At 70.6% G+C, this 24,593-nt stretch carries 26 protein-coding genes; 20 read left to right on the forward strand and 6 right to left on the reverse strand.

Annotated features, from left to right (window positions below; translation table 11 throughout):
- Positions 1 to 25 precede the first annotated feature (25 nt).
- The 5 genes from BM339_RS37470 to BM339_RS37490 all read left to right on the forward strand — a co-directional run bounded on the left by BM339_RS37470 (position 26) and on the right by BM339_RS37490 (position 3,836).
- Positions 26 to 970, forward strand: a complete 945-nt coding sequence (locus tag BM339_RS37470) for a GlxA family transcriptional regulator (RefSeq protein ID WP_075023963.1) — start codon at positions 26 to 28, stop codon at positions 968 to 970.
- Between the two features lie 74 nt (positions 971 to 1,044).
- Positions 1,045 to 1,638, forward strand: coding sequence for a hypothetical protein (locus BM339_RS49170; protein WP_075023964.1), 594 nt, complete (start codon positions 1,045 to 1,047; stop codon positions 1,636 to 1,638).
- Positions 1,639 to 1,855: 217 nt separating this feature from the next.
- Positions 1,856 to 3,322: a PepSY-associated TM helix domain-containing protein gene (locus BM339_RS37480; protein ID WP_075023965.1), complete on the forward strand. Its 1,467-nt coding sequence runs from the start codon at positions 1,856 to 1,858 to the stop codon at positions 3,320 to 3,322.
- 53 nt (positions 3,323 to 3,375) lie between these two features.
- Positions 3,376 to 3,618, forward strand: a complete 243-nt coding sequence (locus tag BM339_RS37485; protein ID WP_143118757.1) for a hypothetical protein — start codon at positions 3,376 to 3,378, stop codon at positions 3,616 to 3,618.
- Positions 3,615 to 3,836: a hypothetical protein gene (locus BM339_RS37490; protein ID WP_021591088.1), complete on the forward strand. Its 222-nt coding sequence runs from the start codon at positions 3,615 to 3,617 to the stop codon at positions 3,834 to 3,836. The genes BM339_RS37485 and BM339_RS37490 overlap by 4 nt, the downstream gene beginning before the upstream one ends.
- Before the next feature lie 4 nt (positions 3,837 to 3,840).
- On the opposite strand, the gene BM339_RS37495 is transcribed toward BM339_RS37490, so the two are convergent.
- Entirely contained in the window at positions 3,841 to 4,611 is a 771-nt protein-coding gene (locus tag BM339_RS37495; RefSeq protein ID WP_075023966.1) for a phytanoyl-CoA dioxygenase family protein, read from the reverse strand.
- A gap of 51 nt (positions 4,612 to 4,662) precedes the next feature.
- Positions 4,663 to 6,483 carry a bifunctional metallophosphatase/5'-nucleotidase gene (locus BM339_RS37500; protein WP_256255680.1) on the reverse strand — a complete coding sequence of 607 codons (1,821 nt, stop codon included), beginning with the start codon at positions 6,481 to 6,483 and terminating at the stop codon, positions 4,663 to 4,665.
- Positions 6,484 to 6,708: 225 nt separating this feature from the next.
- On the opposite strand from BM339_RS37500, the gene BM339_RS37505 reads away from it, so the two are divergent.
- The 6 genes from BM339_RS37505 (at position 6,709) to BM339_RS37530 (ending at position 13,627) form a co-directional block, all read left to right on the forward strand.
- Complete coding sequence (locus BM339_RS37505) at positions 6,709 to 7,617, forward strand: S1 family peptidase (RefSeq protein ID WP_218163864.1); 909 nt, start codon at positions 6,709 to 6,711, stop codon at positions 7,615 to 7,617.
- A 384-nt stretch (positions 7,618 to 8,001) separates the two neighbouring features.
- Complete coding sequence (locus tag BM339_RS37510) at positions 8,002 to 9,594, forward strand: AMP-binding protein (RefSeq protein WP_021591084.1); 1,593 nt, start codon at positions 8,002 to 8,004, stop codon at positions 9,592 to 9,594.
- Positions 9,591 to 10,823: an acyl-CoA dehydrogenase family protein gene (locus tag BM339_RS37515; RefSeq protein WP_075023968.1), complete on the forward strand. Its 1,233-nt coding sequence runs from the start codon at positions 9,591 to 9,593 to the stop codon at positions 10,821 to 10,823. Before BM339_RS37510 ends, BM339_RS37515 begins: the two co-directional genes overlap by 4 nt.
- Positions 10,824 to 10,848: 25 nt before the next feature.
- On the forward strand, positions 10,849 to 11,607 hold the full coding sequence (locus BM339_RS37520) for an enoyl-CoA hydratase/isomerase family protein (RefSeq protein WP_021591082.1): 759 nt from the start codon (positions 10,849 to 10,851) through the stop codon (positions 11,605 to 11,607).
- A gap of 8 nt (positions 11,608 to 11,615) precedes the next feature.
- On the forward strand, positions 11,616 to 12,554 hold the full coding sequence (locus BM339_RS37525; RefSeq protein ID WP_021591081.1) for a VOC family protein: 939 nt from the start codon (positions 11,616 to 11,618) through the stop codon (positions 12,552 to 12,554).
- Entirely contained in the window at positions 12,545 to 13,627 is a 1,083-nt protein-coding gene (locus BM339_RS37530) for an acyl-CoA dehydrogenase family protein (RefSeq protein WP_075023969.1), read from the forward strand. Before BM339_RS37525 ends, BM339_RS37530 begins: the two co-directional genes overlap by 10 nt.
- Before the next feature lie 49 nt (positions 13,628 to 13,676).
- Here the strand turns inward: BM339_RS37530 and BM339_RS50335 are convergent, their stop codons facing one another.
- Positions 13,677 to 14,894, reverse strand: a complete 1,218-nt coding sequence (locus tag BM339_RS50335) for a hypothetical protein (RefSeq protein WP_075023970.1) — start codon at positions 14,892 to 14,894, stop codon at positions 13,677 to 13,679.
- On the reverse strand, positions 14,887 to 15,507 hold the full coding sequence (locus BM339_RS37540) for a TetR/AcrR family transcriptional regulator (RefSeq protein WP_075023971.1): 621 nt from the start codon (positions 15,505 to 15,507) through the stop codon (positions 14,887 to 14,889). Before BM339_RS37540 ends, BM339_RS50335 begins: the two co-directional genes overlap by 8 nt.
- Before the next feature lie 64 nt (positions 15,508 to 15,571).
- Between BM339_RS37540 and BM339_RS37545 the strand changes: the two genes are divergently transcribed.
- The 5 genes from BM339_RS37545 to cutA all read left to right on the forward strand — a co-directional run bounded on the left by BM339_RS37545 (position 15,572) and on the right by cutA (position 19,953).
- Positions 15,572 to 16,129: a TIGR03086 family metal-binding protein gene (locus BM339_RS37545; protein WP_075023972.1), complete on the forward strand. Its 558-nt coding sequence runs from the start codon at positions 15,572 to 15,574 to the stop codon at positions 16,127 to 16,129.
- Between the two features lie 82 nt (positions 16,130 to 16,211).
- Complete coding sequence (locus BM339_RS37550; RefSeq protein WP_075023973.1) at positions 16,212 to 17,291, forward strand: epoxide hydrolase family protein; 1,080 nt, start codon at positions 16,212 to 16,214, stop codon at positions 17,289 to 17,291.
- A gap of 253 nt (positions 17,292 to 17,544) precedes the next feature.
- Positions 17,545 to 17,769, forward strand: coding sequence for a hypothetical protein (locus tag BM339_RS50340; RefSeq protein ID WP_177287878.1), 225 nt, complete (start codon positions 17,545 to 17,547; stop codon positions 17,767 to 17,769).
- A gap of 566 nt (positions 17,770 to 18,335) precedes the next feature.
- The gene (locus tag BM339_RS37555) at positions 18,336 to 19,577 is read left to right on the forward strand and encodes a lipase family protein (protein ID WP_075023974.1); all 1,242 of its coding nucleotides are present in this window, start codon (positions 18,336 to 18,338) and stop codon (positions 19,575 to 19,577) included.
- 55 nt (positions 19,578 to 19,632) lie between these two features.
- Complete coding sequence (gene cutA / locus BM339_RS37560) at positions 19,633 to 19,953, forward strand: divalent-cation tolerance protein CutA (RefSeq protein WP_177287879.1); 321 nt, start codon at positions 19,633 to 19,635, stop codon at positions 19,951 to 19,953.
- A gap of 418 nt (positions 19,954 to 20,371) precedes the next feature.
- On the opposite strand, the gene BM339_RS37565 is transcribed toward cutA, so the two are convergent.
- Positions 20,372 to 21,103: a GntR family transcriptional regulator gene (locus tag BM339_RS37565; RefSeq protein ID WP_244938492.1), complete on the reverse strand. Its 732-nt coding sequence runs from the start codon at positions 21,101 to 21,103 to the stop codon at positions 20,372 to 20,374.
- 198 nt (positions 21,104 to 21,301) lie between these two features.
- On the opposite strand from BM339_RS37565, the gene BM339_RS37570 reads away from it, so the two are divergent.
- Positions 21,302 to 21,562, forward strand: a complete 261-nt coding sequence (locus BM339_RS37570; RefSeq protein WP_075023976.1) for a hypothetical protein — start codon at positions 21,302 to 21,304, stop codon at positions 21,560 to 21,562.
- A 415-nt stretch (positions 21,563 to 21,977) separates the two neighbouring features.
- A complete protein-coding gene (locus BM339_RS37575) occupies positions 21,978 to 22,169 on the forward strand; it encodes a hypothetical protein (protein WP_075023977.1) in 192 nt (63 codons plus the stop codon).
- A gap of 318 nt (positions 22,170 to 22,487) precedes the next feature.
- Here the strand turns inward: BM339_RS37575 and BM339_RS37585 are convergent, their stop codons facing one another.
- Positions 22,488 to 23,360, reverse strand: a complete 873-nt coding sequence (locus BM339_RS37585; protein WP_075023979.1) for an AraC family transcriptional regulator — start codon at positions 23,358 to 23,360, stop codon at positions 22,488 to 22,490.
- A 23-nt stretch (positions 23,361 to 23,383) separates the two neighbouring features.
- On the opposite strand from BM339_RS37585, the gene BM339_RS37590 reads away from it, so the two are divergent.
- Together BM339_RS37590 and BM339_RS37595 are read left to right on the forward strand one after the other, a co-directional pair.
- Positions 23,384 to 23,989: a LysE family translocator gene (locus BM339_RS37590; RefSeq protein ID WP_075023980.1), complete on the forward strand. Its 606-nt coding sequence runs from the start codon at positions 23,384 to 23,386 to the stop codon at positions 23,987 to 23,989.
- Between the two features lie 74 nt (positions 23,990 to 24,063).
- Complete coding sequence (locus BM339_RS37595; protein ID WP_075023981.1) at positions 24,064 to 24,558, forward strand: hypothetical protein; 495 nt, start codon at positions 24,064 to 24,066, stop codon at positions 24,556 to 24,558.
- Positions 24,559 to 24,593 lie beyond the last annotated feature (35 nt).

The raw sequence follows: 24,593 nt of genomic DNA on the forward strand, positions 1-24,593 counted from the left end.
TGACCACTACCGCTAAGATTGTGACATGCATCGGCTCGCCGTCGCGGTCACCGAAGGGGTCCCGATCTTCGAGCTGGCCATCCCGTGCGAGGTGTTCGGGTACGAGCGGCCGGGCCTCGCCCCCACCTGGTACGACTTCCGGCTGTGCGCCGCCCCCGGCACCCGCACCACCGCCGGGTTCGCCGCGGACGCCCGGTACGGCCTCGACGCGCTCGCCGAGGCCGACACCGTCGTGATCCCCGCCTGCGCGAACGTTCTCGGCGACCAGCCGCCCGACCTCGTCGAGGCGGTCCGCGCCGCGCACGGCAACGGCGCCCGGATCGTGTCGCTGTGCACCGGCGCGTTCGTCCTGGCCGCCGCCGGCATCCTGGACGGACGCCCCGCGACCACCCACTGGATGCACGCGGACCAGCTGTCGTCCCGCCACCCGAAGGTGCGGGTGGACGCCTCCGTCCTCTACATCGACGACGGCGACGTCCTGACCAGCGCGGGCACCGCCGCGGGACTCGACCTGTGCCTGCACGTCGTCAGGAAGGACCACGGCGCCGCCGTCGCCGGTGCGCTCGCCAAGCGGCTCGTCATGCCCGCGCACCGTCCCGGCGGCCAGGCCCAGTACATCGACGCGGAGATCACCGTCCTCGACGCGGACGAGCTCGGCCCCCTTCTCGACTGGGCCCGCCGGCACCTGCACGAGCCGTTGACCGTGCCCGTCCTGGCGCGACGCGCCAACGTCACCCCGCGCACCCTGATCCGCCGCTTCCACGCCGCGACCGGAACGACGCCCATGGCGTGGCTGCGCGGCATCCGGATCGACCACGCCCGCAAGTTGCTGGAGACGACGTCCCTGCCCGTCGACCAGGTCGCCGAACGCTCCGGCCTGGGCGGCCCGGCCAATCTCCGGCACCATTTCACCCGCGCCGTCGGCGTCCCGCCCACCGCCTACCGCCGCGCGTCCCGCCCCGGGAGCTAGGAGCCGTTCTCCCGGTGAACCACTCGGGTCCGGGGTGCGTATCACGCGCTGAGGCTGGGAGGATCCAGGGCGAGATGGAGTTGTGGTCGGTGGTGCGCTGGGTGCGCGCGGCGAGCTTCGCCGCGACGTGCGCAGGGCTGGCCGCCGCCGGGCACCTCCTGGGCGGCGGCTCCGTCGGCCGCCTCGCCCTGCCGGTCTGCTTCGCGGTCACGTTCGTCCCGGCGCTGGCGCTGACCCGCCGGGAACGCACCCTGGCCACGATCCTGCCCGCCGTCGCGGTCTGCCAGACGGTGCTGCACGCGCTGCTCGCGCAGATGTCGCCCGGCCACGCGATGCCCGCCGGAGCGGGCGCGGCCCCGCACATGGCGGGGGAGATGCAGGGCATGCACGGCGAGTCGTCCGGGTTCGGGATGCTGCTGATGCACGCGGTCGCCGTGCTCGTCACCTCGTGGTGGCTGGAGTGCGGCGAGTCCCGGCTGTGCGCCCTGGTCCGCAGGGTGGCGGGCTGGGCGGTGCGGGCCATCGTCCGCCTGCGGCCGGTGCCGGTCCGCGGCCCGGCCCGCGTGGTACGGCCCCGCCGCCGGGTTCGCGCGCCGCTCCAGGCTTCGGCGCTGCGGCATGTGATGGCCCGTCGCGGCCCGCCGGCCGACCTGGCCGCCCTCGCCTGACGCTGCCCCCCGGGCCCGATCGAGGGCGACCTTCTGTCACCGGACCTTCCGCACGTGGCCGCTGTTCCGTATGCCGTCCGAAGGGCGTGCGTCGCGTCCGGTTCTGACATCTCGCGTGGGTTCCGTCCGGGTGCCCACGGGAGCGACGGGTCCTCTCGTTCTCTTCAGGTCCGCGGCTGAGCCCGCCTGGATCTGGAGCCCTGTGTCTGGAGCAGGCATGTCGACAACGTCCGATCACCTTCCCCTGCCCACCGGTACCGAACCGGTGCGCGCACCCGGCCGGGACGGGTCCACCGGCCGCGACGTCTGGCCGCTGGTGCGGCGGCTGCACTTCTACGCCGGGGTGTTCGTGGCCCCGTTCCTCGTCCTCGCCGCCCTGACCGGGCTGGCCTACGCGTTCACGCCGCAGCTCGACGGCCTCGTCTACGGGGACGAGCTGCGCGTGCGGAGCGTCTCGGGCGCGCCGCGTCCGCTGGCCGGCCAGGTGCGCGCCGCGCAGGCGGCGCACCCCGAGGGCACGGTCGTCACCGTCACCCCGCCCGCCGACGAGCACGCCACCACGGCCGTCGCGATGTCGGTGCCGGAGCTGGGCGATAAGCAGCGCACCGTGTACGTCGACCCGTACACCGGACGGGTCACGGGGGCGCTGACCACCTCGTCCGGCGACACCCCGCTGACCACCTGGCTGGACGAGCTGCACCGCAGCCTGCATCTCGGCGTTCCCGGGCGGCTGTACTCAGAGCTGGCCGCGAGCTGGCTGTGGGTCATCGTCGCCGGCGGGCTGCTGCTATGGCTGGGACGCCGCCGCCAGTATCGGGGACGCGGCCCCGCCCGGCGGCTGGTCATCGTGGACCGCTCGGCGCGCGGGGTGCGCCGTTCCCGCGGCAGGCACGCCGTGGCCGGGGTGTGGCTGGGGACGGTCCTGCTGTTCCTGAGCGCCACCGGACTGACCTGGTCCGATCACGCGGGAGCGAACTTCGACACCGTCCAGGGGGCGCTGCGTTCCTCCGCACCCGAGCTGAACACCGCCCGTCCCGGCTCCGCCCCGTCATCGGCCGGAGAGCACAGCGGTCACGACGGCGGCACGGCCACCGGCACCGACGATCCGGCCGCGGACGTCGACCGGGTGCTGGCGGCGGGACGCGCGGCGGGGCTGTCCGGTCCGGTGGAGCTCGGCGCGCCGGAGGACGTCGACAGCGTGTGGACGGTCACCCAGGTCGACAACGCGTGGCCCGTCCACCGGGACGAGGTCGCCGTCGACGCCGCCACCGGACAGGTCACCGCCCGCGTGAACTGGGCGGACCACCCGTGGCTCGCCAAGCTGTCCACGCTCGGCATCCAGTTCCACATGGGACGGCTCTTCGGCCCGGCCAACCAGCTCCTCCTCGCCGCGACCGCGCTCGGGCTGCTGTGGATCATCTTCTGGGGCTACCGCATGTGGTGGCAGCGCCGCCCGACCCGGGCCGCCCGCACGCGTTTCGGGCGGCCGCCCGCGCGCGGTGCCTCGCGCCGCCTGCCCCGCACGGCACTGCTGCTCGGAATTCCGGTCGTGGCGCTGGTGGGCTACGCCATCCCGCTTTTCGGCATCACCCTCCTGGCCTTCCTGCTGTTCGACGCGGCCCTGGCCGCGGTACGCCGCCGAACCACCGGCGGCCCGGCCGGCGGGGAGCGGGCGGCGTCTTGACAGGTCCGGGCGGCCGGCCCAAAGATCAGATCACCCAGGGTGGGGAGGTCGGTGTGCGGGCCCACAGTGCGGCGATGGCGGCCGTGGTCGTCGTCGTGGGAGCCGGGGTGCTCACCGGATGCGGCGGCGGGTCGAACGTCGTGGAGAAGTCGTTCACCGACCGGAACGGGCGTGCCTGCACGTACGTGGTCGTCAACGAAGTGGAAGACGAAGGCTCCGAGTACGACTACGACGTCCACAACATCGACTGCGACTATCCGCCCTCACCGTCGGCGAGCGCAGGGGGACCCCCATGACCAGGCGATTGCTGTACACATTGCCCGTCCTCGCCGTGGTGCTGAGCGGCTGCGGCGAGGACGTGAGGGAGAGGTCCTTCACCGACACCCATGGGCGCGTCTGCACGTACATCCTGGTCGAGGAGTGGGACGGCGACAAAGACGTCGGGAACATCTCCTGCGAGTACCCGAGGTCCCCGGGCACGACCCCGTCGCCCGCCCCCTCGCCCAGCGGCTGACCCCTCAACGGCCGAGTGCCTGCCTGATGGCGGTCTCGACCGGGGAGGGCCCTTCGAGCCGGAGCGTCCCGGCCGGGCTCAGCTTCGGCTGGGCCAGGAAGCGCGCGGTCGTGCCGAGGTTCGGCTGACCGGCGTGCACCAGGAACGGGTGGCACAGGTAGACGTCACCGGCGCTGCCCGTGGCATGAACCGTCGGACGATGCGCGCTGGCCGTATCGGCTCGCTCGGCGAGTTCTCTGGCGTCCAAGCCTAGGTCGCCTTCGGGCGCGAGGACGCGGGCGACGTCGTGGTGGGAGCCGGCGCGGAGACGGGTGGGCGCGGCGGCCTCTCCGGTGTCCGAGAACAGGAAGAACATCAGGAGCGCGCGGTCTCTGGACGTGGCGTTCGCCCGCCAGGTCAGGTAGTCGTCCGGCTTCGACGCGGGGCCTGGGAAGCTGACGTCGACGTGCCAGCCGTCGACGACGGCGGGTTCGGGTGAGGGGAAACGGATCACGAAGCCGCCCAGGCTGGTGCGCGGCGTCCAGCGTCCATCGCCCACGAGCGTGTCGAACGCGGTGTGGAGACGCGGGGTGTTGGCCGCGGCGACGAACGGGGCCTGCGCGTAGTCGGGGCGCGCGGCGACCGGGCCCGGCCAGGTGGACGGGTCGGCGGGGTCGGCGTCCAGGTCGCGCCAGATGATGCCGCGGCACTCGTCGGCCAGCTCGCCGGGGAACGCCTTCTCGACATGGACGAAGCCGTCCCGGATGAAGGCGGCCACCTGTGCGTCGTCGAGCATGATCACACGATGGCCGCCGGCCGGCGGCCCGCGCCAGCGGTTTTCCGGGGGTCAGAAGACCGGGGCGCCGTCGCGGACGAGCTTCCAGTTGTCCACGTGGAACGTCGCGGGGTCGATGGTGCCCGCCTCGGACGCGTACTCGACGATCGCCTCCCGGATCGCCACCTGCGCGTTGTAGACGACCGGGGCCGTGGCGATGTGCGGGAACCCGCCGCCGCCCGACTGGCGGTAGTTGTTGACCGCCACCACGAATCGCCGGTCGTCGGCGACCGGCGTCCCGTCGTAGGCCAGGTTGACGATGCGCGAGCCTTCGGCCTTGGCGATGTCGACGTCGTAGGTGACGCCCGAGAACTGGTCGTAGTTGTAGTCGGGACGGTTGTCGGCGTTCGTCCAGGAGGCCGGGTCGACGGGGGCGTCCGCCGCCACCCGCTCGAAGTACTGCGCCGAATACTCCAGGTACTCCTTGATCTGCGCGCCCGTCAGGATGCTCGCCAGCAGCGTGTTGTCGTAGATGTAGAGCCCGGCGATGTCCTTGATCGTGACCTTGCCGGCGGGGAAGGTCGCGGCGCGGCTGAACGGGGCGGCGATCGACACCACGGGCAGGGACGCGTGCTCGGTGCCCTCGACGGCCGCCGTGACCGTCGCGGTCTGCACCAGGTGGATGTAGTCGAGGATCGCGGTGTCCTTCCAGCAGGACTCCGCCGCCGACATCTCCTCGGTGGAGGTGGCGACCTCCTTGTTGACGTAGGTGGTCACCGCGTCGTGCTGCTTCTTGATCAGCGTGACGAGCTTCGGGTCCTCCTGCACCGCGTTGCTGTTCACGGTCGTCGCGGACCTGCCGGTGACCCTCCACCGGCCGCGCTCGTGGCGGAGCGTGAGGTCGAAGACGGACAGGCGCTGGCCCCAGCACTTCGGCTCGCTCATCACGACCGTCCGGCCGGTGGCCTTGTTGGTGACGAACCGCTCCGGGATCTCCTGGTGCGCGTGCCCGAACAGGATGGCGTCGATCCCCGGGACCCGCTCGGCGACCAGGGCGGCGGCGTTCTCGACCGGGAGGTCGTCGCCGTAGGACGAGGTGCCGCTGTCCCCGGAGTGCGCGCTGACGACCACGACGTCGGCGCCCCGGGCGCGGATCACCGGCACCCAGCGCTTCGCCGTCTCCACCAGGTCGAGGAAGTCGAGCTTGCCGGAGACGTTGGCCTTGTCCCAGATCGCGACGCCCGGGTTGGTGAGGCCCAGCAGCCCGACCTTGATCGGCGGGTGGCCGCGGACGTGCATCTTCTTGATCATGTACGGCGCGTAGGCGGGACGCCGGGTGCCCGCGTGGACGGCGTTCGCGGCGAGCACCGGCGCGTCCATCTGGTCGATCCACGTGTCGAGGAACGGGATGCCGTAGTTGAACTCGTGGTTGCCGAGGGCGACGGCGTCATAGCCGATGGCGTTCATCTGGCGGGCCATCGGGTGCACCGCGCCGGTCTCGGTGATCGGCTCGACGGAGGCGTAGTAGAAGCCGAGCGGGGTGCCCTGGATGGTGTCTCCGGCGTCGAAGAGCAGCGTGCGGTCGCGTCCGCGGTCGGCGCGGATCTGGTTCACCAGGCTGGACACGCGCGCCAGGCCGACCGTGTTGCCGTCGGCGTCGGCGTACTCGGCGTCCTTGTAGTAGTCCCAGTTCACCGCGTGGCTGTGGATGTCGGAGGTGCCCATCACGGTGATCGTCACCGACCGGCCGTGCGTCGCCGCGGACGCGGAGCCGGGCCAGCCGGCGAGGGCGAGGGCGCTCGCGGCGGTGAGTCCGCCGAGGACCTGCCTGCGGCCGACGTCGGGGACGCGGCAGGAACACCAGCGGGGCTCCGGGGGCATCGGGTTCGGCATGGCGCGCTCGTTCCTTCCGCGAGGGGGACGGCAGAACGATAAAGGCGCCGGTCAAGATCGTTGCTGGCGAACATTCCCGATCCTGAGGGGAGATCGTTGGCACTCCTTGTGCAGCCGCCCCGACCTGGGCGTTCTTGATCTTTCCGGACGGAGCGTCGCGAACCGGGTGTGCGGGGCCGGTAGCGTCCGTCGGGTCATGATCAACTCGACCGATCGGAGCTGTCCTTGGGGACGCACGACAGGAAGATGAACGGCGCGTGGCGACGGCTCGCCGGCGCGGCGGTGGCGCCGGTGCTGGCGGGGGCGCTCGCGACCGGGGCGCTCACCGGCCTCGCGGGCCTCGGCGCGGCGGCGCAGGCGGACGAGCCGCCGCCCACCCCGAAGATCATCGGCGGGACGCCGGCCGACCAGACCTACCCGTTCATGGCCTCCCTGCAGTACGAGCGGGACGGGAACCCGAACTCGCACCGCTGCGGCGGCGGGCTGATCGACGAGGAGTGGGTGGTCACCGCCGCCCACTGCGTGACCACGGCGGGCACCGGCGGCGCCCCCTACACGGTCATGGACCCGGCGCTGTTCCACCTCCGCATCGGTTCCAACGACCGGACGAAGGGCGGCAGCGTCGCCAAGCTCAAGGAGATCGTCGTCCACCCTGACTACCAGGCCCTGGACGACCGCTCCGAGGGCAAGGACATCGCGCTGCTGCACCTCGACGCCGCCGTCCCGCAGGCGACCGTCCCGCAGGCCACGAGCATCCCCGCGCCGGGGACGCCGGTCCGCCAGATCGGCTGGGGGTACACCTCGACCAGCGCCGGCGACCCGAGCCAGCTGCCCGTCCAGCTCCAGCAGCTCGACACCAAGGTGATCGCGCCGAGCACCGGGAAGTGCCGGGTGGACGCCGACGGCGACGACGCGTGGGGCATCCGCGACAACGACATCTGCACCGACAACCCCGAGGGCGTCCGCGGCCCCTGCGGCGGCGACTCCGGTTCGCCGCTGCTGACCAAGGTCAAGGGCCGCTGGGTCATCCAGGGGGTCGACTCCCGCGGCGTCGGCGACGTCTGCGGCGAGACCCCCGACATCTACACGAGCATCGGCCACTACCACGGCTGGATCGCCGGCGTCATCGGCTGATCCCGTCCTCGCGCGAACGCCCGGTCAGGCAGCCGCCCGGCCGGGCGTTCGGCGTTCCGTGCCGCGGGTAGACGTCCCGAAATCCGAGTGCGGGTGTCCGAAACCGGGGTACACGGATGATGTGTCCCTTGTCACATTCGTTAACATTCGTCCCAGGAGGTCACCCCTGCCACGACTTTGTTCCCTTTTCGCCAGTGTTGCTGTGTCTAGAGTTTCGTGTTCCTCTATTTAAGGCAATGTCCGGTTGCGGATCGCTCCTGGCCGATTCCGCCCCACCGCCCGCCCGACACCGCCCGCCGACACCGCCCGCCCGCCACCTCACCGCCCAGCCACCGACGACCGCCACCGACGGCCCACGCCACGCACGCGACAGCGGAGGTCCGGATGCGCAAGGAGACGCTGGAGAGCTTCGTCCTCGGGGACGTCCTCCGGTCACAGGCGCAGGTTCACCGAAGACAGACGTTCCTCAAGTTCCGCGACGGAGAGATCACCTACGGCGAGGTCGACGCCACCGCCGACCGGCTGGCCCGCATGCTGTCCGCCGCCGGTGTCCGGCGCGGCGACCACGTCGGCCTGATGCTGCCCAACTGCGCCGACATCGTGCACCTCGTCTTCGCGCTGGCGCGGCTCGGCGCGGTCGCCGTGCCGATCAACATCGCCTACCGGGGGGAGCTGCTGCGGCACGTCCTGGACAGCTCCGACTCCGGCTGGCTGATCACCGACGGGCCGTACGCGGAGCGGATCACCGAGATCGCCGACCGGCTGCCCAAGCTGGGCCGGGTCCTCGTGCGGGACGCCGCGGGGTCCGGGGTGCCGCTCGACCGGCTCGGCAAGCCCGCCCGTGACCTGTGGGCGCTGCCGGACGACGGCGACGGCCGGGTCGAGGTCGACGTCGGCTTCGCCGACATGCAGGCGATCATGTACACGTCCGGCACCACGGGGCCGTCCAAGGGCGCGATGGTGCCGCACGCCCTCGCTCTGACCTGCGCCTACGACTCGCTCGACTTCCTGGACCGGTGGGGCAAGACGATCTACTGCCCGCTGCCGCTGTTCCACGCCGCCGCCCTCTGGGACGGCATGCTCTCCGCCCTGCTCGGCGGCGGGTCCATCGCGATCGTCGAGCGGTTCAGCGCGTCCCGGTTCTGGGACGACGTGCGCCGCTTCGACGCGCAGGTGTGCATGAGCGTGTTCTCGATGATCCCGATCCTGCTGAACCGGCCGCCGACGTCGCGGGACCGCGACCACCGGCTGGAGACGTTCTACATGGGCAAGTCGAACCTGGACGAGCCGATGCGGGAGCGGTTCGGCGTCCGGTCCGTGGAGACCTACACCAGCACCGAGGCGGGCATCGCCACGGGCAGCCCGTACGGGGAGTGGCGGGTCGGCTCGTGCGGGCGGGCGCACGAGGAGCGCTTCCACGTGGCGGTCGTGGACGAGCACGACCGGGAACTCGGCCCCGGCGAGCCGGGCGAGCTGGTGCTGCGGCCGAAGCAGCCGTTCGTCCTCACGACGGGGTACTACGGCAACTGGGAGGCCACGACCCACTGCTTCAGGAACATGTGGTTCCACACCGGAGATCGGGTATGGCGCGATGACGACGGGTACTTCTTCTTCCTGGACCGGATGAAGGACGCCATCCGCCGGCGTGGTGAGAACATCTCGGCCTTCGACCTGGAGACCGAGATCAACCAGCATCCGGCGGTGCTGGAGTGCGCCGCGATCGGCGTGCCCTCGGAGCTGGAGGACGAGGACATCAAGGTGTCGATCGTTGTGCAACCGGACACCGGCATGGAACCGGAGGAGCTGGTGGCCTACTGCGAGGAGCGGCTGCCGCGCTCCATGGTGCCGCGCTACGTGGAGTTCGTGGACGCGCTGCCCCGCACCCCCACGGACAAGGTCGCCAAGTACAAGCTGCGCGCGCAGGGCGAGCACGGGGTCACCGAGACGACCTGGGACCGGGAGGCGGACGGCCGGTGAACTGGGACGACACGCCGGAGCAGGCCGCCTTCCGGGAGGAGGTCCGGGCGTTCATCGCCGAGCGGTTCCCCATCGGGTACCGTCCGGCCGCGGACGAGGAGCAGAGCCTCGAACCGGAGGACGTCGCCGGCTACAACTGGCCCGTCGACCGGGTGGCCGACGATCCGGAGCGCCGCGAGGGCGCACGGGCCTGGGCGGCGGCGCTCGCCGAGCGCGGCTGGATCGCGCCGCACTGGCCTGCCGAGTACGGCGGCGCCGGCCTGTCGGCGCTGGAGGAGTTCATCCTGCACGAGGAGATGATGCGGGCGCGGGTGCCGACCGTGAACGGCATCGGCGCGTTCCTCCTCGGCCCGACGCTGCTGGTGCACGGCACCGACGAGCAGAAGGCGACGCATCTGCCGCCGATCGCGAGCGGTCAGGCGACGTGGGCGCAGGGGTTCTCCGAGCCGGGGTCGGGGTCCGACCTGGCCTCGCTGCGCACCCGCGCCGTCCGGGACGGGGACGAGTACGTCGTGGACGGCCAGAAGGTGTGGACGTCCCTCGGGCAGTACGCCGACTGGCTGTTCGTCCTGGTCCGCACCGACCCCGACGCCGGCAAGCCCCACCGCGGCATCACGTTCCTGCTCGTCGAGGCGGACGCGCCCGGGGTGACGATCCGCCCCATCACCGACATCCGCGGCGCGGCGCCGTTCTGCGAGATCTTCTTCGAGGGCGTCCGGGTGCCGGTGGCGAACCGGGTCGGCGAGGAGAACCGCGGCTGGTACGTGGCGATGTCCGCGCTCGGCTTCGAGCGCGCCGGGATCGGCGCCACGATCAAGTACGAGCAGGCGCTGGCCGAGCTGGTCACCTACCTGCGCTCTCCCGAGGGGCGGCGCTTCGCGCGCACGACCCCCGCGGTGAAGCAGGAGATCGCCCGCCGGCAGACCGAGATCCGCGTCCTGTACAACCTGGCCCGCTACACCGTGTCGCGGCAGGCGGCGGGGGACGAGCCCGACTTCGAGGCGTCCATCAACCAGCTGTTCGGTGCCGAGCTGCACCAGCGGCTCGCCCGCACGGGCGCCCGCGCGTTCGGGCGGTCCGCCGCGCTGTGGGAGCGCGACGGGGCGCCGCTCGGCGCCGCCTTCACCCACATGTGCCGGGACTCGGTGGCGTCGACCTTCCTCGGCGGCACCACCGAGATCCAGCGCAACGTCATCGCCACCCGGGGCCTCGACCTGCCCCGTAGCTGATCATCCACCGGAGGAGCGCACGCGTATGCCCGACGAGAACGCCTACGAGACCGTCGATCTGCGGATAGAGGAGCGGGTCGCCTGGCTGACGCTGAACCGCCCGGACAAGCTGAACGCGCTGACGCCGACGACGATGGCGGAGCTGCGCGACATCTTCACCCGCGTGGACGACGACGAGGACGTCTGCGTGGTGGTGCTGCGCGGCGCCGGCGAGCGCGCGTTCTGCGCCGGGATGGACCTCGGCTGGTCGGAGAAGCTGACGCCGCGGGAGCGGATCGAGCAGGGCAGGCTCGGCGAGAAGACGTTCGCGATGATGGAGCGGCTGTCGGTCCCGGTGATCGCGGCCGTGCACGGGTACGCGGTCGGCGGCGGGCTGGAGCTGGCGCTCGCGGCGGACTTCATCATCGCCTCGGACAACGCGAAGATGGGCCTCGTCGAGATCACGCTGTCGGCGCGCCCGCCGTACCGGCCGAAGATGACCGAGGACGGCGACCCCGACCAGCCCGAGTTCGGCGGGTCGGCGCCCGGCTGGGGCGGGGTGAAGCGGCTGCCGGAGCGGATCGGCAAGGCCCGCGCCAAGGAGCTGCTGTTCACCGGCGCCCGCATCGACGCCGACCGCGCGCTGCGGCTCGGCCTGGTCAACGACGTGTATCCGGCGGACGAGTTCGACAAGCGGATCGGCGAGCTGGCCGAGCGGATCGCCGCGATGAACCGCTACAACCTGCGGCTCGTCAAGGAGCTCGTCACCTACGGCTACGACTGGATCGAGCCCCACCCGAGCTAGGAGGACCCGTGCAGATCTATCGCATCGATCATGTGGCGCAGGTGACCCCCGACCTCGACGCGCAGGTGGCCCGGCTCTCCGGGCTGTTCGGGTTCCGGACGGTCCGGACTTGGGACAATCCGGGCGAGGGCGTGCGCGGTGCCCGGCTGGAGATCCCCGGCAGCCGCGGCCAGGCGTGGGAGGTCGTCGCGCCCTCCGGCGAGGGCTCGTCGTTGCGGACATGGCTGGACGAGCACGGCGGGCGCCCCGGCCTGCACCACGTCGGCGCCGAGGTGCCCGACCTGGAGGCCGTCCAGGCGGAACTCGAAGTGCGGGGCATCAAGGCCACCGACGGCGCGCGGGGGCGCTGGCTGGAGGCGTCGCTGAGCCCGCCGGAGAAGGGCCCCGGCGTCCTGTGGCGGCTCCGCGGTCCCGGCAGCCTGGACATGTGCGGCGATTCGGCCGCCTCGGTCGCCGCGACCGGGTCCGTGGACGGGCCGTCCCTCGGCATCGTGGCGCTCGACCACATCTGCCAGGCGTTCCACGACCGCGACGAGCTGGCCCGCTGGTACCACGACCTCGCGGGGTTCGTCCAGGTGTGGCGGACGGCCGACGACGAGCACCCCGACATGGCCGACCTCGTGCTGAACATCCCCGGCTCGGCCATCTGCTGGGAAGTGATCATGCCGCGCGGGGAGGGCTCGTTCATCGAGCGGTTCCTCGACAAGGGAGGCCCCGGCGCCCACCACGTCACCTTCGAGGTGGACGACTGGGACGCGGCCATGGCCGCCTGCGAGCACCACGACACCCCCACGTTCGACGACGAGGAGGGCGTCACCGACGGCGCCGCCTGGAAGCACACGTTCATCCATCCAAAGCACACCGGCGGCGTCCTCGTCCAGCTGTTCTGGGAGGAACGGCCGGGCGTGTGGGTCCGCTCCGACAAGGTGCCGCCGCGATGGACCTGAGCCTGACCGAGGACCAGGAGCTGATCGCCTCCACCGCCCGCGAGCTGCTGGAGTCCCGGGCGGCGGTGGCGGGGGTCCGCGCGCTGGGCGACGACCCCGCCGGGTACTCGGCCGCGCTCTGGAAGGAGATGGTCGAGCTCGGCTGGACGGGCCTGCCGTTCCCCGAGGAGCACGGCGGCGTGGGCGGCGACTTCCTGGACGTCTGCCTGCTGTTCGAGCAGCTCGGACACGCGCAGGTCCCGAGCCCGCTGCTGACCTCGGTGGCGTGCTGCGGGATGCCGGTGGCCCGCTTCGGGACGTCCGCCCAGAAGCAGCGGTGGCTGGACGCGATAGCGAACGGCGAGATCGTGACCGCCGCCCCCCTCCCTTGGGACCGTCCAGGGGAGGGGCCGGTGGCGACGCGCTCTGACAGCGGGTTCGTCCTGGACGGGGCCGCCACGTTCGTCCCGTTCGCTGCGTCCGCCGAACACATCCTGTTGGTGGCACGCCTCGACGGCGAGCCGCACGCCTTCTGGGTGGAGGCCTCCGACACGACCTTGCAACCGCTGGGGACGATCGGCTCCGGCCGCTCCTGCAACGTCGAGCTGGACGACGTCTGGGTACCGGCCGATGCCGCCGTGGGGACCGGCGCCGCCAACGCGGTCTCCCTGTTCGGCGCGGCGGCGACCTGTGCGGAGATGGTCGGCGCCGCCCAGCGTGTCCTGGACATGACGGTGGCGTACGCGACGGAACGCGAGCAGTTCGGCCGCGCGATCGGGTCGTTCCAGGCCGTCCAGCACCATTGCGCGAACATGGCGATCGACGTCCTGGGCTCCCGGTTCATCGCCTACGAGGCCATCTGGCTCCTCTCGGTGAACCGGGACGCGGCACAGGAAGTGGCGATGGCCAAGGCGTGGGTGAGCGAAGCGTACGAACGCGTCTGCGCCCTAGGCCACCAGGTGCACGGTGCCATCGGCTTCACCCAGGAGCACGACCTGCACCTGTTCTCCGAACACGCCACTGCGGCGTCCCTGGCCTTCGGCGACGCCGACCTCCACCTCGACACCGTGGCCGACGCGTACGGCCTGGACTGATCCGTGCGGACGCCCGGCCGGAGAGCCTCCGGCCGGGCGATCCCGGACGTCATGAGCGCATCAACGCCAGCGCCTTCACGAAGTCCGCGTAGCCGCCCTCATGATCTCCGCCAGCAAGCGAGAAAGTGGAGCGGTCGAGCAGTGCGGTCCTGAGTGCGACACCGCCGTCGAAGGGACGCAGACGCTCGGCGAGCACGACACCTTCCTCAAAAAGCGCGCTCAGCGGCAAGGGGGCGCGATGGTCGCGAGAGACGGCCGCGCGGACGGTCAGTCGCCGGTGCAGGGCCACCAGCTCTCTCAAATGGCGGCGCGGCGCGGCCTCCGCACCGGGCCGGAGCGCTTCGACCTCGTCACGGAGGGCGGCGCGCTCCTCCTCCCCATACCACCCGCGGACATGCGGCGCCCAGTGGTGGAAGTTGACTCCCAATGGCGGGCGCGGTCCGGTCTGCGGGAACCGCTCGTCCGCCCGGCTGGACACCGAAAGCAGCACGGCCCAGAAAGCGGTCTGGTACCCGCTCCACGACTTGCGCTCGCCCGTCGCGGCCAGTTCGGCGCAGACGGGTTCCGCCGCCTCCAGCGCGGCGACGGCGTCACCGTCCCGCCCGAGGATGCCGAGTAACCGCGCGTGGTTGACGGCGGCGTAGACGTAGCAGGTCATCGGCCCGGTCTCGTGATCGACGTTGGCCTGTTCCAGCTCGACCAGGTCGGAAGACCTCGCGAGGGCCGCCTCCGCGTCGCCGGCGGCCTCGAACTGCGCCGCGCACGAGATGAGGTTCCATGGCAAGGCGTGGTCGGACGGCGTCGCCGCCGGATCCGTCAGTTCGGCGAAGACGGAGGCGGACTCTGCGTAGCGCCCCTCCTCTGCCAACGCGACCGCCCAGAGATGCAGGCCGGGGATGTCGGTTCCCCTGCTGCTCTCCACTATCTCGGCGTGCAGTTCGAAGGCATCCTCATGCCGACCGGCTTCGCATAACTGCCATCGGCAGGCATCAAGGGCATCAGCGAGAACTTCGGAACGCTCTGGATGACCGCTCGGTATGCGTTTGGCCACCTCCAAGGCTTCCATGGCGAGCTCTGCCCTGGCCTCGGGTTTGTGGCGCAGCTCTTCCGCGTATGTGAGGGCGCGGAGGGCCAGAGCCAGTTTCGGCAGGTACAGGCCAGGCTCGACCTCTGCGAGGACGCGGTAGATCCGGACCTCCTCCACCGTGCTGAGACGCTTACCCCTGAGCAGTGCGACACGCGCCTGGGTGACGTCCCATTCATCCATGGCTGCGGCCCTGGGGGTCCAACCCGGCGGCGTGGCGCATGGCGGCGCGGGCGCGGGCCGGGGCCGTGGGGTCCTGCAACAGCTGGATCTCCTGGTTGGCCGCCATGGACAGGCCGAACAGGGCCGTGGCGACCTCCTCCGCGGGACGGTGCGGCCCTGGCAGCTCGGCCTGGGCGGCGGCGATCTCCGCGGTCAGCGCCCCGCGCATGAGGTCGACGATCTCCCGCAGCCGTTCGCGCAACGGCCCGGGGCGCCCGTCGAGTTCGAAGGAGGCGGCCGTGACGAAGCAGCCGCCGGGGAAGGGGCAGTCGGCGAGGTAGTCGACCCATCCGTCGATGAGCCTTCCCAGGCGCTCCGCACCGGACGGCAGGTCCGCCAGAGGCGCGGTGACGGCCGCGTGGAAGATCTCGACGGCCTCGTCGAGCGCGGCCATGAGCAGCCGGTCCCGCGATCCGAACGGGCCGACTAGGCCCGCCTTGCTCATGTCGAGCCGCCGCGCGAGCGTGCCGACCGTCAGCCCTTCGAGGCCCAGCCGGGAGGCGTCCAGCACCGCGGCCCGGACGATCCGCTCGCGCGTCCGGGCCGCCTCGGCCACCGAGTGACGAGGAGACATGGCCCCACGATAGCGAACGGGTATACGTTATTTGGCGTACGCCCGTTCGCCAAAGGAGGATGGTATGACTGATCTGCCGGCGTTCGACGCCACGGCGCTCGCACTGCTGGGCCACGACGTGGCCCTGATCCCCGACGCCGCGATGAAGAACCCGACGCCCTGCGACGGGTGGACGGTCACCGACCTGATCCACCACATGAACGAAGAGCACGAGGCCATCGCCTGCACGGAGCTGCCGCCCATCGAGGTGACCGGCGACCCGCGCGACGCCTTCGCCCGCATCGCCGCCCGCTGCCTGGCCGCGTTCGAACGGGCCGGCGAGACCGTGACCCTGCCGAAGTACGGCCCGATCCCGACCGAGACGGTCTTCGGCGTCCACGGGGTCGACATGCTCGTCCACCGCTGGGACCTCGCGCGCGCCCTAGGGGACACCCCCACCGTGCCGACCCGGCTGGCAGAGATCGCGTTGCCGCTCGCCCGGATCAGCACCGCCCCCGGCAGCCCCCTCAACGGCCCCGGCGGCGTCTATCGCCCGCCCCTTCCCGAGGACCCCGCCCGCCCCGCGATCGACAACCTCGCCGCCCTCCTGGGCCGCGACCCCGCCTGGTCGCCACCAACCTGACGACTTGTTGGGCGCACCAACGATGACATATGATTGGCAATGCCAACATTGGCAGAGCCAACGAATCATCGGGGGTACGACCATGATCAAGCCGTTCCGCATCTCCGTCCCGCAGGCCGACCTCGACGACCTGGCCGACCGCCTCGCCCGCACCCGCTGGCCCAACGAGGTCGCCGACGCGGGCTGGGACTACGGGTTCCCGCTGGCGCGGCTCAAGGAGCTCGCCGACTACTGGCGCACCGGCTACGACTGGCGGAGGCACGAGGCCGAGCTGAACGAGCTTCCGCACTTCACCACCGAGATCGAGGGGCAGAACATCCACTTCGTCCACGTCCGCTCCGCGAACCCGGACGCGCTCGCGCTGATCCTCACCCACGGCTGGCCGGGGTCGTTCCTGGAGTTCCTGGACGTGATCGAGCCGCTGTCGCGCGACTTCCACCTGGTGATCCCGTCCATCCCGGGCTACGGCTTCTCCGGGCCGACCCACGAGCGCGGCTGGGACGTCCCCCGGATCGCGCGGGCCTGGGCCGAGCTGATGAGCCGCCTCGGCTACGAGCGCTACGGCGCGCAGGGCGGAGACTTCGGCTCCGGCATCTCACTGGCCCTAGGCGCACAGGCCCCGCAGCAGGTCGTGGGCGTGCACATCAACTACCTACCGACGAGACCCGACCCAGACGTCGACATCACACTCTCCGCCACCGACAAGGCCCGCCTGGACAAGGTCAGAGAGCTGATGGCGAACCGTCCGCCGTACCAAGCGCTGCAAGCCCTAACACCACAGACCATCGGCTACGCGCTGACCGACTCACCGGTCGGCCAGCTGGTCTGGATAGCCGAGCGCTTCGCCCAGTGGACGGACCCCCGCTCGCAGATCAGCGACGACCGCATGCTCACCGACATCTCGCTCTACTGGCTGACCGCCACCGCCGCGTCCTCCGCACGCCTCCACCACGACGCCCCACGAGGGCAGGCCGCGAAATGCCCCGTCCCGGTCGGCGTCGCAGTCCTCCCACACGACATCACGCAATCAGTACGCCCCCTGGCCGAACGCCTCTACGACATCAGGCACTGGACGGAGTTCGACCGCGGCGGCCACTTCGCCGCAATGGAGGTCCCCGACCTTCTAGCCGAAGACATCCGCCACTTCTTCCAAACCCGCTGAATACTGCTGTGGCTGTGCAGGGGACGCACAGAGCTCGTGATAAGCCTCGCGCAACGCAGCGGCCTCCGGCACGCCGCGGGCCTCCACAGCCGTAATCACCTGCGTCACCCTCCAGTAGTGCGAGGGGACAAGCCGCCCGCTCTCCACCGCCTCCAGCGCGGTATGCCCCGCCTGCGCAGGCTGATCCCCGGCAAGCAGCGCGAGCGCCAGGTCGAGCCGCGCCCACGCGCGCCCTTCCTACGCGGTCGCCTGCATGAACGCGGACGACGTGCGGGGCGCGACCTCCTGCGCTCCCCGCGCCAGGCGGACCGCCTCCCGGCAGTTCCCCTCCGTGAGCCGCTGCCAGGCGCGGGTCTCCAGCACCCACGAGGATCTCGGGGTGGTCGGCGTGCTCGGCGAGCTGCACGGCGGTGCGCGGGCGCGCGCCGGCGACGAGGTCTTCACCCCGGTCGATGTCGCAGGTCGCGGCGAGGAATGACAGCCAGCCGCCGACCACGGTCAGGCGGCGGCGCTCGTCCAGGGTCATGCGCACGTCCATGAGCGCGGCCACGTAGCCGAGGTGCCGCCGGATCCGGGGCAGCAGGTCGGCAGGACGGGTCCGTGCGTACACGGAGGCCAGCTCGTCGACGGCCATCTCCACCGCGACGAGCGTGCCGTCCCCCACCTCGCTGGCGGCGACACGGCGAACCAACTCCAGCGCCTCGATCTCCTCCGTGACCGCGCCACCCGCCGCGGGCGGCGGCACGCAGGGCCGCAACGCGGCAAGCTCACCTCGGGCGTCGAGCTCCGCCATGAGCCCACGAGCCTCTCGCCAAAGGTGGCCATCGCCTCACTCGTTTCGCCTGCGCACCAGCCCGCCGCCTGGGCAGTGCCGGCCCCCACCACGCTAACGCCGACTGATTCGCCAAGCAGGCGCCCCACCAAATCTGAATCTGTTGCCCAAGGGGTGTTGTTTGGTACACCCCAATGCAGAGGGCTTGGGTGCACCGGAGGTGGGGGCTTAGGGGGATGGTGCGGCGGGCAGGGCATTTCTAGCTTCTGGGTATGGAAATTCGTGCAGTTCGAAACTGCCTGTCGCGGGTGTTGGTCGGCGGCTCGCTGGTCGTGGCCGGTGCCGGGTGCGCTGCTGGGGGCGAAGCACAGGCCGTGGCCGCAGGTACTGACGGCGCCGAGTGGCGTGGGTCGGTAGTGTCCGTCACGCCGGTCGTCCGCATGTCGCGGACGGACGTTCCTCGCTATCTCGAAAAGGAGGATCCCCGATTAGGGTCTCCGCAGGCGAGCCGAGGCATCAACGGCTTCCGGGTGCTCTATCGCACCATCTCTCCCAGCGGACGGCCCATCGTCGCCAGCGGGGTCGTCGCCCTGCCCCGGGACGGTGCCAAGGTGCTGCGAGCCGTCAGCTTCACGCACGGGACGCAGGTCTGGCGCGACACAGCCGGGTCGGTCGCCGCGGATGGGCAGGGCAGGATCGCCGCCATTTACTACGCGGCAGCGGGATACGCGGGCGTCGCGCCCGACTACCTTGGACTCGGCATGGGTGAGGGAAAGCACCCCTACATGGACGCCGCATCGGAAGCGTCCGCCTCCCTGGACATGCTCCGCGCCGCCCGCACGGTCGCGGGCCGGCAGGGACGGCGACTGGAGCGGCGAGTCCTGGTGACCGGGTACTCCCAGGGCGGCCACGCCGCCATGGCGCTGGGACGGCAACTTCAACAGGGCGCCGACCCCTATCTGCGGCTCGGCGCCCTGGCCCCGGTCAGCGGCCCCTACGACACGCATGTGCAAATTCCGGCGTCCCTCGACGGATCATTGGATTCGCGGACATCGGCGTTCTACCTCGCTTACGCCACGGTCGCCTGGAACCGGCTCCATCGCATTTATGAGAAGCCCTCCGAGGTGTTCCAGGCACCCTATGACACCTTCCTGGAAGGGCTTTTCGACGGCAGCCACGATGAGCAGGAGATCGTCCCCCAGCTTCCCGCAAGCCCTGAGCAGCTGTTGACCTCGCGCTATCTGACGCGGCTCAGGCAGCCTTCGGGCGGGCTCCTTCGGGCGTTCCAGGCGGTCGACGGAACCTGCGACTGGGCCCCGCGTGCCCCCGTCCGGCTCTACGGCGCCACCGGAGACGAGCAGGTCTCCTTCGCCAACACCCGCAGCTGCGCCCGCACGCTGCACAAGCACGGCAAGCGCCCACAGGTAGTGGACTACGGCACGAACGTCCACCACTTCGACACCCTCTACCGAGCCCTCCCCGACACCCTCCGCTGGTTCCAGAAAGCCGCCTAACCCGGGCCCGTCGGCTTCGAACCGCGTCGCCGGGTAGGTGGGTAGGGTCTGCTGCGTGACCGACTACTTGCAGGTCTCCACGACCACCCACAGCCGCGAGGCAGGCATGGCGCTCATCAAGTCCGCCATCGCCGCGAAACTCGCGGCATCCGGTCAGGTGGTGGGACCCGTGGGGTCGGTGTTCTGGCACCTCGGCGAGCTTGGGACCGGTGAGGAGTGGCAGATCTTTCTGCGTACTACGAGCGACCGCTACGCCGAGTTGGAAGCGCACCTCATCGACCGTCATCCATGGGATAACCCCGAAGTCACCTTTACGCGGATCGACGGTGGTTCTGCCCGCTACTTGGAGTGGCTTACGCGGGAGACCACTCCGTAGGCACTCGCTCGATCACCCGAGCGACATCGGGCTGCTTCGCATATGGGCGTAGGCGCCTTGCGACCTGCCGGATACGTCCGGCTGGACGTGCGGACGCCACGTCGGCACCGAGGTCGATCGCCCGGGACAACACCTCAGCGCTGCGTGGTACCTCGCCGGCATCGAGATGTGCATCCGCCAGCCACGACAGATACAGCGATTTGTCGCGAGCGTGTGCGTCGTCATACCGATCGAGCGCCCACGTCAGCGCCGGAACGGCGCGATCGGGACGCTTCAGAACGGTCCAGCATCGACCGGTCACGAACTGTCCGACCTCATCGCCCCTGCGCCCGGTCGCCGTTGCTGTGAGCGATCGGGCGGGCGGCCTCGGCTCCCGGCGCCGTCAGGGAGTCGCAGGCGCCGGGGGTCTGCTGACCTGCTAGAACTCGTCGAGGCCGCCGACCTGGCCGATGGTGAAGATGTGGCGGGTCGCGGCGCAGATGGTCTCCAAGGTGTGGATTGGTGTGCCCTCTGTGGAATAGGAGGCGCGCAGTACTTGGACGACCCACTCGCCGGGGTCGAGTTCGAGCGTCTCAGCTTCGAACCGCGTCGCCGGGCGGGAGGTCAGCGTCTCTTCCGCGTGCCCGAAGGTGTAGCCCAGGGCCACGATGGCGGCTTGTAGAGATGGGCGCACGAACTCCGGCTCGGCGATCCGCGTGTCTTCGAACAGATCGGCGCGGAAGTACGAAGTGGCTATGCGGACTGGCACATCGTTGGCCGTCATCATCTTACGGCGGGCCAGGACGTCCTCTCCAGGCTCGACGCGCAGGCAAGCGGCCACGTGTTCGCTTGCGGGCTCGGTGCCGATGTAGAGCATCTGGCGGCCGGGCTTGATGCCCTGGCGTTCGGCTTCGGTGAGGAACAGCGAGGCCGAGCCGCGCGTGGCCGGGTCCGTCGGCAGCGCACGCTGCACGATCACGCGGGGCCCCTGGCTGATGGGGGCGGCGGGCGCTTTCGCGACTGGACCCTTGCGCATCTGGGAGACACGGCCGGGGGTGACGCCAAGGACCTTGGCGATGTCCTCCAAGGTGTGGCCGGCTTCCCGAGCCTCGGCGATGGCGCCCCGCCGGATTCGGGCGGCCTCCTCGGTCAGCCCCTGCTGCTCGGTCATAGCGCGGCTAATGGCCCGCGCCCGCTCGATCGGGTCTGCGATAGCGGAAATATCCCGCAATGTCCTCAGATCCACGTGTTAAATCTCCGGTCCCTTGTCGACGACCTTTAGGCCCCCTATTGCGCGCACGCCCACAGCGTTCTACTCTGCACCTCGCAGGCGACTTTAGACCCCCTAAAGATCATGGAGGATTCGCTCATGGGCATGACAACGTCCGGCCACGCGGACCAGTCTCCTACAGAGGGGGTAAAAGCCGCATCGCTGCCCCTCGACGAGATCAAGGTCAGGCTGCGCGAGGCGTTCCCTGGGTGGTCGATCATCCGCACCCGGGACACCGGGCGGTGGTGGGCGACGCGTGGGCCTCTCGTTGATGATGAGTTGGATCGCGAGGCCGACGTGTCCGCCGACACCCCGGAACAGCTCGCCGAGAAGATCCTGGCGGCGAACCGTGGCTGCTGACGACCAGGTTCACCGCATCCAGTCCCGCGGCGGGGATGTGGTGGATGTTGGTGGGCTCAGCGTCGAGTTTCCCGGGTGGACGGTTGAGGTCGTCCAGGAGCCGCCGGTGTGGCGGGCGTCTCGCGATGGGGGCCGGTGCTGGTGATCGCTGGTGGTTCGGTTGCCGAATTGCAGGCGTTGCTGGACGAGGCCGTCGGTTCAACTGTCGGCGCGCGACCCACGTCCTCGGTGAGGTCCTACGTGGACAAGGCGTCGCTGCGCAGGTGTATGGGCAGGTCATCGTTGCCGTATTGGCTTGTGGTGTGCGGCGCACCATTGTGGCTGGGCGCGGGCTTTGCCGCTGGACGTCTGGCGTGGTGGTCGGGGGCATCGGCGCGGCTGCGGAGCGTGTGCTGTGCGGGCTCGGGGTGTCGTGATGGCGAGCCTTGTGACCTGGTGGTACGGGCGCGCCACCGGGAGTTGGTGGGCGGTCGCGCGTGATGGGGCGGGGCGGTGGCGGCTGGTCGAGGCCGCCTCTCCGGCCGAGCTCGGCCGCCGCCTGGCGGAGCTGGGTGTGTATGGCGCGGCCACGGCTCGGCCGGCCGTGCGGCAGTACCACTACCTCTGATGGGAGCTGATTGGTGCGAGACGTCTTCGGGCCTGTTGAGGTCCTGCATGCGGCTGTGCGCCGCTGTGTTCCGCAGGTCGCCGCAGCGATCGTGTTGGACGAGGATGAGGGGCTGCGACGTGTCCGCGTTACCTACCGCGACGTCGGGCCCTACCTCGTCGGCTGGGACGGCACCGCATACGAGTGGCGCTCGGGCCCTGCCTCGGGGCTGCCGCTGCCCGCCGACCCTGAGCGGGCCGCCGCCTCGATCGCGGCAGCTCTTGGCGCCCCCGTCCACCACGAACCGCCCGGTTCATAAGCGGGGAGGTTCCGCGCTCGCTATGACTCCTGAGCTGGGCCCGGTGTTCTGTGTAGCCTCGCGTAGCTTCCGGGGGTCATGCCGTATGCGGCCTTGAAGACTCTGGTGAAGTGGGCTTGGTCGGCGAAGCCGACCGCGTGTGCGGTCTCCGCTAGAGGCGTGCCCTCGCGCATCTTTTCGCGGGCGAGGTCGAGGCGGCGCATGACCGAGTAGCGGTAGGGGCTGGTGCCGCACCGGGCACGGAAATGGCGTGCGAACTGGTAGCGGTCGAGGCCCGTGACGGTCTCCAGTTCGCTGGAGCGCACGACCGCCGGTTGGTTCTCCAGATACTCTCGGCCACGCTCTACGGCCCGCAGGTATATGCGGTGGGGCAGGTCGGGGAGGCGGGCTGCGCTGCATCTGAGCAGGCCCTCGGCGAGTTCCAAGACCAGGGCGTCGAGTGCCAGCGGCTCGGGCGTCGCTTCGAACGCCGTGCGTATCGTGCGCGCGAGTTCGGGGTCGTCGGTCACCGGGGCGGCGAAGGGGAGAGGTGTGGGGCGTCCGGTGATGGACGACAGGGCGGCGGCGATCCGGGCCGGGGCGACGTAGATCTGCGCGTAGCCGAGGAGGTCCGGCCCGTCGGCCCAGCCGTCGTGCGGCTCGTCGGGATGCAGCACGAAGACCTGTCCGGGGGCACTGCGCTCCACCGTGCCCCGATAGTGGAACGCCTGGGCGCCTGCTTCGGTGACCCCGACGGCGTACACGTCGTGCCGGTGCCGGCTGTACGGGTGGCCGCGCAGTCCGGCGCGGAACAGCTCCACGCCGTCCACGGGCCCGCTGGCTTCCACCCACTCGCCCGGGTCACACGAACGTTCAAGACCGCTGCGGCGCGGTCCGGCCACGCTGGGGGCCATACGGGGATCTTAAAGGAGATGCCGTGGAAGTCTCCCAGACGATCGCGTTCGTGACGTTCGCCGCGGTGGCCACCGGAACGCCCGGCCCCGGCAACGTGCTCCTGGCCGCCGCCGGCGCCAAGGGCGGCCTGCGGCAGGGCATGCCGAGCCTGCTCGGGCAGGTGATCGGGATGAGCGCCATGCTGCTGGCCGTCACCCTGGGAACCGGCGGACTGCTCCTCGACCGCCCGTGGCTGCTGGAGTCCCTCAAATGGGGCGGCGTAGTGCTGCTCTGCTGGATGGCCTGGGGTATCGCTACCGCGACCTCTGCGGAAGGGGACGCGGAGACCCGGGTCTGGTCCGGCTTCCTCGGCATGGCCGCCTTCCAATGGGCCAATCCCAAAGGCTGGATGATCTGCATCGCGGCCAACGCCGCCTTCCTGAACCAGGACGGCGAAGTCCTGAGCCGGTCTCTGACCCTCACCGTTCTGTTCATGCTCACCGCACTGCCCTGCTGTTTCCCTTGGCTGGTGGTCGGCGCCGCACTCCAACGTTCTCTCCGCACGCCGCGGACCTGGCTCGTCTACCGCTGCGCAATGGCCGGTCTGCTGGTGGCGTCGGCCGCTCTCTTCGTCTGGCCCCATGGCTGAGTTCTCGGGGAAACGGTGAAGAAACCCGAGAGGTCATAGAACCGAGGTTGGCATACCGAGGAAAGGGGAAGCGGATGAAGAAGTCGGTACTGGTGGCTGCGTCCGGCGTCGTGGCGGTCATGTCCTGGACGATCACGGGCGCGGCGGCCGACGCGCAGGAGCCGCTTTCGTCAGGTAAGGCTTCGTTGACCGATTCCATCCTCCCCGGACCGCGCTACGAGATGCGCACGGACGATGGCGACCCGGGCGGGAAGGTCGAGTTCTGGACGGTGGGTGACCACGTACGGGTGACGGACACCCAGGCGGACGGGAAGAGCGTCGAGGTCGTCGTCTGGAACGTCACCAAAGACCCGAATAAGAAAGAGTACGTTCTCCTGAACGATGGCGGGAAAGACTATGAGGAATGGGGTCATGGCAACGTGGCCCAACCATGGAACCTGGCCGAAGGTTCCTGCTTCCTGTTCAGGATCAGGCTGCTCGACAACGGTAAACCGCTTCACGACTCCACGGATTACGCGCACTGGAGGAACTACAACGACACCACCCAGAATTGCGACGGCGTCGAGTGATGCCGGAGACCGCCCTGCCGTTTGGCCGGTCGGGG

The organism is Actinomadura madurae (genome assembly GCF_900115095.1).
Lineage (GTDB): Bacteria > Actinomycetota > Actinomycetes > Streptosporangiales > Streptosporangiaceae > Spirillospora > Spirillospora madurae.